We start from the raw sequence: 8,315 nt of genomic DNA on the forward strand, positions 1-8,315 counted from the left end.
GATGCGCGGCGTCGCGACCGACATCGGCACGATCCATTTCGTCGGCATCGGCGGCATCGGCATGTCGGGCATTGCCGAGGTGATGCACAATCTTGGCTATCGCGTGCAGGGGTCGGACGTGGCCGAAAGCTATGTCGTCGCCGGGCTGCGCGCCAAGGGGATCGAGGTGTTCATCGGCCAGAAGGCGGAAAATCTGGGCGAGGCGGCGGTCATCGTCACCTCCACCGCCATCCGCCGTGACAATCCGGAGGTGGAGGCCGCCTATGAGCGCCGCATCCCCGTGGTGCGCCGCGCCGAGATGCTGGCGGAACTGATGCGGCTGAAATCCACGGTCGCGGTGGCCGGCACGCACGGCAAGACCACCACCACCTCGATGGTCGCCGCGCTGCTCGATGCGGGCGGGGTGGACCCGACCGTCATCAACGGCGGCATCATCAACAGCTACGGCTCGAACGCGCGGCTGGGCGCCAGCGACTGGATGGTGGTGGAGGCCGACGAAAGCGACGGCAGCTTCCTGCGTCTGGACGGCACGATTGCGGTGGTGACCAATATCGACCCCGAGCATCTGGACCATTATGGCTCGTTCGACCGGGTGAAGGACGCGTTCGTCCAGTTCATCGAGAATGTGCCCTTTTACGGCGCGGCGCTTCTGTGCCTCGATCATCCCGAGGTGCAGGGCATTTTGCCGCGCGTGCGCGACCGGCGCGTGGTGACCTATGGCTTTTCCACCCAGGCCGATGTGCGCGGCGTGAACGTGACGCCGATTGCCGGCGGCAACCGGTTCGAGGCGATCGTGCGCCAGCGCGACGGCACCACCCGCTCGATCGAGGGGATCGAGCTGCCCATGCCCGGCCGGCACAATGTGCAGAACGCGCTGGCCGCAATCGGCGTGGCGCTGGAGCTGGGCATTCCCGACGAAACCATCCAGCAGGGCTTTGCCAAGTTCGGCGGGGTGAAGCGTCGCTTCACCAAGGTGGGCGAGGTGAAGGGCGCGGCGATCATCGACGATTATGGCCATCATCCGGTGGAAATCCGCGCGGTGCTGGCGGCGGCGCGCGAAGGGGCGCAGGGCCGGGTGATCGCGGTGATGCAGCCGCACCGCTATTCGCGCCTCGGCGGGCTGATGGACGAATTTCAGCAGGCGTTCAACGATGCCGACATGGTCTTCGTGACGCCGGTCTTTGCCGCTGGCGAAGCGCCGGTCGAGGGCGTGTCGGCCGATGCGCTGGTGACGGGGATCAAGAACCGGGGCCACCGCTCGGCGCAGACGGTGGCGGACGCGGCGAGCCTGGCACAGGCGCTGGCCGGCATCGTCCAGCCGGGCGATCAGGTGGTGTGCCTGGGCGCGGGCGACATCACCAAATGGGCCGCGGGGCTTGCTGCCGCGATCGAGGCGGCGGCATGAGCGCCGCGCTCGCCCTGCCGGTGGTGCGTGGCGCGCTAACGGCGGCCGCGCCGCTGGCACCGCTCGTCTGGTTCAAATCGGGCGGCGCGGCCGAATGGCTGTTCGAGCCGGCCGATGTGGACGATCTGCAGGCCTTCCTCGCCAGCCTGCCGGCGGAGACGCCGGTGATGGCGCTCGGCCTTGGCTCCAACCTGATCGTGCGCGATGGCGGCGTGGCGGGCGTGGTGGTGCGGCTGGGCAAGGCCTTCGCGCACGTAGAGCATGTCGTGGATACTCAAATCCGCGCCGGCGGCGGTGCATCGGGCATTCTACTCGCGTCGCGGGCGCGCGATCTGGGCATTGCCGGGCTGGAATTCCTGCGCGGCATTCCGGGCACGGTGGGCGGCTTCGTGCGCATGAACGGCGGCGCCTATGGCCGCGAAGTCTCTGATATTCTTGTCGAATGTGACGTGGTGCTGAAGGATGGCACGCGCCGCACCCTGTCGCGCGCGGCGCTCGACTATCGCTATCGCCATTCCGCGCTGCCCGAGGGGGCCGTCGTCGTCTCCGCACTGTTCGAAGGGGTGCCGGGCGACCCGGCCGTGATCGGCGCCGAGATGGACCGCATTGCCGCCGCGCGCGAGGCATCACAGCCGCTGCGCAGCAAGACGGGCGGCTCCACTTTCAAGAACCCGCCGGGCGAAAAGGCCTGGGCGCTGATCGACGCGGCCGGCTGCCGGGGCCTGCAACGCGGCGACGCGCAGGTCTCGCCCAAGCATTGCAACTTCCTGATCAACCTGGGCAGCGCGACTAGCGTCGATATCGAGGCGCTGGGCGAGGAGGTGCGCGCCCGGGTGAAGGCGGCAACGGGCATCGAGCTGGAATGGGAAATCAAGCGCGTGGGGGAAGTGAAGTGAGCGGCAACGAACCAATCCTCCCCGTTCACGGGGAGGTGGCGCGCGAAGCGCGACGGAGGGGGGCTGCCACCAGCGGCGCGCTCGGCGCCTACCCCCTCCACCATCGCCGCTTCGCGTCGACGGTCCCCCTCCCCGTGAACGGGGAGGATTTGTGACCGCCGCCCTCCACATCGTCGTGCTGATGGGCGGCTGGTCGGCGGAGCGTGAGGTGTCGCTGGCGTCCGGCAAGGGCGTCGCGGAGGCGCTGGAGAGCCTTGGCCACCGCGTGACCCGCATCGACATGGGCCGTGACGTTGCCCAGCGGCTGGCGGAGGCCAGGCCCGATCTGGTGTTCAACGCGCTCCATGGTTCGCCCGGCGAAGACGGCACGATCCAGGGCATGCTCGACCTGATGGGGCTGCGCTACACCCATTCGGGGCGGGTCGCCTCGGTCATCGCCATCGACAAGCAGCTGACCAAGGCGATGCTGGTGCCGCACGGCATCCCCATGCCCGGCGGGCGGGTGGTGCGGTCCGAAGAGCTGTTCCGCGCCGATCCGCTGCCGCGCCCCTATGTGGTGAAGCCGATCAACGAAGGCTCCTCGGTCGGGGTCGCCATCGTGACCGAGGGCGGCAATTACGGCCACCCCATCGGCCGCGACACGGCCGGCCCGTGGAACCAGTTTGACGAGCTGCTGGCCGAACCCTTTATCCGCGGGCGCGAGCTGACCGCCGCCGTGCTTGGCCATCAGGCGCTGGGCGTCACCGAATTGCGGCCCAAATCCGGCTTTTACGATTACGACGCCAAATATACCGACGGGATGACCGACCATCTCTATCCCGCGCCCATTCCCGATGAGGTGGCAGCGGCATGCGAGCGGATCGCGCTCGACGCGCACCGGATTCTGGGCTGTCGCGGTGCCACCCGCGCCGATTTCCGCTGGGATGACAGCCAGGGGGTGGACGGGCTGTTCCTGCTGGAAATCAACACCCAGCCGGGGATGACGCCCCTGAGCCTGGTGCCCGAACAGGCGCGCCACCGGGGCATCGGCTATGCCCAGCTGTGCCAGCGCATCGTCGACGAAGCGATGACGGCCGACGCAGCCCATGCGGAGCTGGCGGCATGAGCAAGACGCTGCGCCGGGGCACCACGCCACAGCGCGCCGCCGCCGGTACTTCGCGGCGCGTGCCCGCGATCCGGCGCCAGACGATGGTCGAGCGGGTGGCGCAGAAGCTCCCCGTCTCGCCCCAGTTTGTGCGCCGGCTGATCACGCTTGCCCTAACTGGCGCGGTGCTGGCGGTGCTGCTGGCGATTGCGTCGATCCTGGGCGTGCCGCAGGCGGCCGGGCTGGCGCTGGCCGAAGCGGCCGGCGATTTCGGATTCCGCGTCCGCGCGATCGAGGTGAAGGGCGCCGAGCGGATGGACGCCAACACCGTCTATGCTGCCGTGCTCGACCAGGAATCGCGCGCGATGCCGCTCGTCAATCTGGGCGCGGTGCGCGCGCGGCTGCTGAAATATGGCTGGATCGCCGACGCGCAGGTGGCGCGGCGCCTGCCCGACAAGCTGGTCGTCACTTTGGTGGAGCGCAAGGAAGCGGCACTCTGGCAGCAGGATGGCAGGCTGATGCTGATCGACGCCGGCGGCACCCCGCTGGAAGCAGTGGCGCCCGAAAAGGCGCCCAACCTGCCGCTGCTGATCGGCCCCGGCGCCAACCGGCAGGCGCGCGATTATCAGCAGCTGCTGAGCGTGGTGCCCGCGCTGAAGGACGAGGTGAAGGCCGCGACCTGGGTGGGCAACCGGCGCTGGGACCTGATGTTTGCCAGCGGCGAGATTTTGGCGCTGCCCGAGGAGAACCCGGCGCGCGCGCTGGTGAAATTTGCAGAGATCGACGGCAAGCAGACGCTGCTGGGGCGCGGCTGGGCCAAGTTCGACATGCGCGACCCCGCCAAGCTGGTGGTGCGCAAGGGCGAGGCCGTGCGCCCGATTACCGACACATCCGCAATCATCACGCCGGCAGCAGGGGAGGAGGGCTGACATGGCCAAGGTGGCACCCGAAGGGCTGATTACCGCGCTCGACATCGGATCGTCGAAAGTCTCCGCGATGATCGCGCAGCGCGCCGATGGCGGCGAGCTGATCGTGCTGGGCACCGGCCAGCGCGAAAGCCGGGGGGTGAAGCGCGGCCATATCGCCGATATCGCCGCCACCGAAACCGCCGTGCGCGAGGCGGTGGAACAGGCCGAACGCATTGCCGGCATGAACATCGAGAATGTGTGGGTCGGCTTTTCCGCGCTGGGGCTGGTGTCCGACGTTGCCTCGGTCGAGGTCGATCTGGGCGGCCACCGGGTGGAGCAGGGCGATATCGACGATCTGCTCCAGGCCGGGCGGGATTCGATCGATCCGGCCGGGCGCATGGTGCTCCACGCCCAGCCCGCGCTCTACACGCTTGATCATGTGACGGGCGTCAAGAACCCGCTTGGCCTGCATGCCGACCGGCTGGGGGTGCACATCCATGTGATCGCGGCGGAAGGATCGCCGCTGCGCAACCTGGATTTGTGCGTCCGCTCGGCACATCTGGAGGTGAAGTCGATCATCGCCACGCCGCTCGCCACCGGCATGGCGTGCCTGTCCGACGAGGAGCGCGAACTGGGCGTCGCGCTGGTCGAAATGGGTGCGGGCGTCACCAATGTGTCGCTGTTTGCCGGCGGCATGCTGGTCGGGCTCACCTCGATCGCGATGGGCGCGGCCGACATTACCGACGACATCGCCAGCGCCTTCGGCACCCGCCGCGCGCAGGCGGAACGGATGAAGTGCTTCTATGGCTCGGCCAATACCAGCCCGCGCGACAATCACGACATGATCGAGGTGACGCCGATCGCCGCCGAGGAAGATGGCGGCGAGGCGACCCGCATCACCAAGGCACAGCTGATCGCGGTGATCCGCCAGCGGCTCGACCATCTGATGGGCGAGGTGGGCCGGGCGCTGAAGGAGCTGGGCTTTGACGGGCCGGTCGGCCGCCAGGTGGTGCTGACCGGGGGCGGCGCCGAGCTGAAAGGCATTGCCGATTATGCGCAGGCGGCGCTGGGCCGTTCGGTGCGGATCGGCCGCCCGCGCGGGCTGACCGCGCTGCCCGAGGCGCATTCGGGGCCTGCCTTTGCGACGCTGGCCGGCCTTGCCCACCATGCGGCGACCAATCCGGTTGATCTGCGCTGGATGGCGCGCGCCGAGCAGACGGTGACGCGCGCGCGCGGCGGCATGATGGCGCGGCTGATCCGCGCGATGCGGACGAATTATTAAGGAAATGCGACAGCGACGACGATTTTGGCTAGAGTCGCTCAACAACTTTGTGCAGAACAACAGTTAATGCCCCGGGGCGTTGTTGGGGGGCAAGCGTGGAGACAAGGGCGATGAGTATCGAATTTCTTCCCACCGAAGTGGACGAACTGACCCCGCGCATCGTGGTGGTCGGCGTCGGCGGCGCCGGCGGCAATGCGATCGCCAACATGATGCGCGCCGGCGTGCAGGGGGTGGACTTCCTGGTTGCCAATACCGACGCGCAGGCGCTGAAACAGTCCGCCGCGCCGCAGCGCATCCAGCTGGGCACCAAGGTGACGCAGGGGCTGGGCGCCGGATCGCGCCCCGAAATCGGCCGCGCGGCGGCGGAAGAAACCATCGAGTCCATCTCCGCGCTGCTGGAAGGCGCGCATATGTGCTTCATCGCGGCCGGCATGGGCGGCGGCACCGGCACGGGCGCGGCACCGGTGATTGCCAAGGCCGCGCGTGACCTGGGCATCCTGACCGTGGGCGTCGTCACCAAGCCCTTCTCGTTCGAGGGCAATCGCCGCGCCAAGGCGGCCGAGGCGGGGATCGAGGAACTGCAGAAGTTCGTCGATACGCTGATCGTCATTCCGAACCAGAATCTGTTCCTGATCGCGAACGCCAACACCACCTTCAAGCAGGCGTTCGAAATGGCGGACGAAGTGCTGCAGCAGGGCGTGCGCGGCATTACCGACCTGATGGTGATGCCGGGCCTCGTGAACCTGGACTTTGCCGACATCCGCTCTGTGATGCAGGAAATGGGCAAGGCGATGATGGGCACCGGCGAGGCAGCGGGCGACGACCGCGCCATCGTGGCCGCGCAGCAGGCGATCAACAACCCGCTGCTCGACGGCGTCAGCATGAAGGGCGCCAAGGGCGTGATCATCTCGATCACCGGTGGCGAGGATCTGCGCCTGCTCGAACTGGACGAAGCGGCGAACCATATCCGCGAACTGGTTGATCCGGATGCGAACATCATCTGGGGTTCGGCCTTCAACCCGCATCTGGAGGGCAAGATCCGCGTCTCCGTGGTCGCCACCGGCATTGAAGCGCAGGCCCAGTCCGCCACGGCCACTCCGGCCCGGTCGACCGCGTCGCACGGCTTCTCGTTCACCGCGCCGCCACGCCTGGCCGATCCGGCGCCGGAGCCCGCCTTTGCCGCACCGGCACCGGCACCCGAACCCGAGCCGCTGGAACTGGACAACAGCCACAGCTTCACCACCACCGCCGATGATGCAGCGCCCCCGGTACCGGCAGCCTATGAGCCCGAGCCTGAGCCGGAGGCCGCGCCGCAGGTGTTCGGCGAGGACGACCTGCCGCCGCCGCCCGCGCATCTCGGCCAGCAGCCGCCCGCGCAGGACGAGCTGGTGCTGGGCAGCGAGGAAGCCGTGCCGATCGAGCCGGTGTTCGGTACCAGCGAGCCCGAGCCCTCGATCCGCCGGCGCTGGCTGGCCGCGGGGGGCAGTGCCGAGCCTGCCCCGCCCGAGGAGCCGCTGGTCCGCACCAAGCTGGGCGGCACGCTGTTCGAGCGGATGTCGTCGATCACGCGTGGCAAGAGCGACGATGACGATGGCAATCCGCCGCCGGAAATCCCCCGCTTCCTCAATCGCCAGAACAACCAGTAACGGCGACAAAACCGGCCGCGCGGTGGTTTCAATCCGCCGCGAAAGCCGGTAGCGCGGGGAAGATGCGGTTCGTTTCGCTTTCCGGCACAATGGCGCTGGCGGCTTTGCTCGCCCCGGCGGGGGCCGCTGCGCAACAGGGTGCGGTCACCCCGGTCCCGGGCGAAGTGGTGGCGCCGCCGGCGCCCGATGCTGACGCGCTGGCCGCCGAAATGCGTGTGCTGGCGACCAGCCCCAACGACATGGTCGCCCTGCTCAACGCCGGCGAACTGGCGCTGAAGCTGGGCGATCCGGCGGCGGCGGCCGGGTTTTTCGCGCGCGCCGAACGGGTTGATCCACGCTCGGGCCGGCTGGTGGCGGGGCGCGCGGCGCTGCTCATCCAGATGCGCCGCCCGGGCGAGGCGCTGCTGCTGTTCCAGCAGGCCGAGGCGCTGGGCTATGACCCGGCGCGCTTCCTGCTCGACCGGGCGCTGGCCTATGACCTGATCGGCGAGCAGGAGCGGGCGCAGCGCGACTATCGCGCGGTGCTGAAGGCGCGCGACACTGATGAGGCGCATCGCCGCTATGCGCTGTCGCTGGCGATTTCGGGGCGGCGTGAGGCGGCACTGGCGGAGATCGACGCGCTGGTGCGCAAGCAGGATCGCGGCGCGTGGCGCGTGCGCACCTTCGTGCTGGCGATGACCGGCGACGTGGCGGGGGCGGAGGCGATTGCCCAGTCGATGCTGCCGCCGGCGCTGGCGCGGGGACTGTCCCCATTTTTCGCGCGGCTGGCGCAGCTGGGCGCGGTCGACCGCGCCTTTGCGGTGCATTTCGGCGAGCTGACCGGCAATCCCGCGCGGGTCGCCGATGCCCGGCTCGCCCCGCCGCTTACCCCGCTGCCGCCAGAGGCGGTGCCGGCGCCGCCGCCGGTGGCCGTTGCCAAGGCCGAACCCCCGGCGCGCGACGCGAAGAAGGATCGCAAGCGGCGCGGGCGGGAGGTGGCCGTTGCCGCCACGCCGGCGCCGCCCCCGCCGCCACCGATTCCGCCGCCGCCGGTGCTGGCGGGGGCGGCGGTTCCTGCGGCGCAACCCGCTCAGCCCGTGCAGAGCGCGCCCGCG

7 protein-coding genes are annotated in these 8,315 nt (G+C 69.3%); all 7 read left to right on the top strand.

What is annotated here, in order from left to right:
- Window position 1 precedes the first annotated feature (1 nt).
- On the top strand, window positions 2-1,405 hold the full coding sequence (gene murC / locus K2Y03_RS00185; RefSeq protein WP_294087296.1) for a UDP-N-acetylmuramate--L-alanine ligase: 1,404 nt from the start codon (window positions 2-4) through the stop codon (window positions 1,403-1,405).
- Window positions 1,402-2,301 (top strand): UDP-N-acetylmuramate dehydrogenase, encoded by a 900-nt coding sequence (gene murB / locus K2Y03_RS00190; RefSeq protein ID WP_294087285.1) that lies wholly within the window; start codon window positions 1,402-1,404, stop codon window positions 2,299-2,301. The genes murC and murB overlap by 4 nt, the downstream gene beginning before the upstream one ends.
- A 151-nt stretch (window positions 2,302-2,452) precedes the next feature.
- On the top strand, window positions 2,453-3,406 hold the full coding sequence (locus K2Y03_RS00195) for a D-alanine--D-alanine ligase (protein WP_294087287.1): 954 nt from the start codon (window positions 2,453-2,455) through the stop codon (window positions 3,404-3,406).
- Window positions 3,403-4,314 (top strand): cell division protein FtsQ/DivIB, encoded by a 912-nt coding sequence (locus tag K2Y03_RS00200; RefSeq protein WP_294087289.1) that lies wholly within the window; start codon window positions 3,403-3,405, stop codon window positions 4,312-4,314. The genes K2Y03_RS00195 and K2Y03_RS00200 overlap by 4 nt, the downstream gene beginning before the upstream one ends.
- Window position 4,315: 1 nt before the next feature.
- Window positions 4,316-5,575, top strand: coding sequence for a cell division protein FtsA (gene ftsA, locus K2Y03_RS00205; RefSeq protein ID WP_294087291.1), 1,260 nt, complete (start codon window positions 4,316-4,318; stop codon window positions 5,573-5,575).
- Between the two features lie 110 nt (window positions 5,576-5,685).
- Window positions 5,686-7,221, top strand: coding sequence for a cell division protein FtsZ (ftsZ, locus tag K2Y03_RS00210; protein WP_294087292.1), 1,536 nt, complete (start codon window positions 5,686-5,688; stop codon window positions 7,219-7,221).
- Between the two features lie 62 nt (window positions 7,222-7,283).
- Window positions 7,284-8,315: tetratricopeptide repeat protein (locus tag K2Y03_RS00215; RefSeq protein ID WP_367114736.1), on the top strand; the 1,032-nt coding region annotated here is incomplete at its 3' end.

Source organism: Sphingomonas sp. (genome assembly GCF_019746015.1).
GTDB lineage: Bacteria > Pseudomonadota > Alphaproteobacteria > Sphingomonadales > Sphingomonadaceae > Sphingomonas.

Bases quoted from the DNA above. Each gene is read 5' to 3' on its own strand.
- murC (WP_294087296.1), top strand. From the start codon at position 2: ATGCGCGGCGTCGCGACCGACATCGGCACGATCCATTTCGTCGGCATC.
- murB (WP_294087285.1), top strand. From the start codon at position 1,402: ATGAGCGCCGCGCTCGCCCTGCCGGTGGTGCGTGGCGCGCTAACGGCG.
- K2Y03_RS00200 (WP_294087289.1), top strand. From the start codon at position 3,403: ATGAGCAAGACGCTGCGCCGGGGCACCACGCCACAGCGCGCCGCCGCC.
- ftsA (WP_294087291.1), top strand. From the start codon at position 4,316: ATGGCCAAGGTGGCACCCGAAGGGCTGATTACCGCGCTCGACATCGGA.
- ftsZ (WP_294087292.1), top strand. From the start codon at position 5,686: ATGAGTATCGAATTTCTTCCCACCGAAGTGGACGAACTGACCCCGCGC.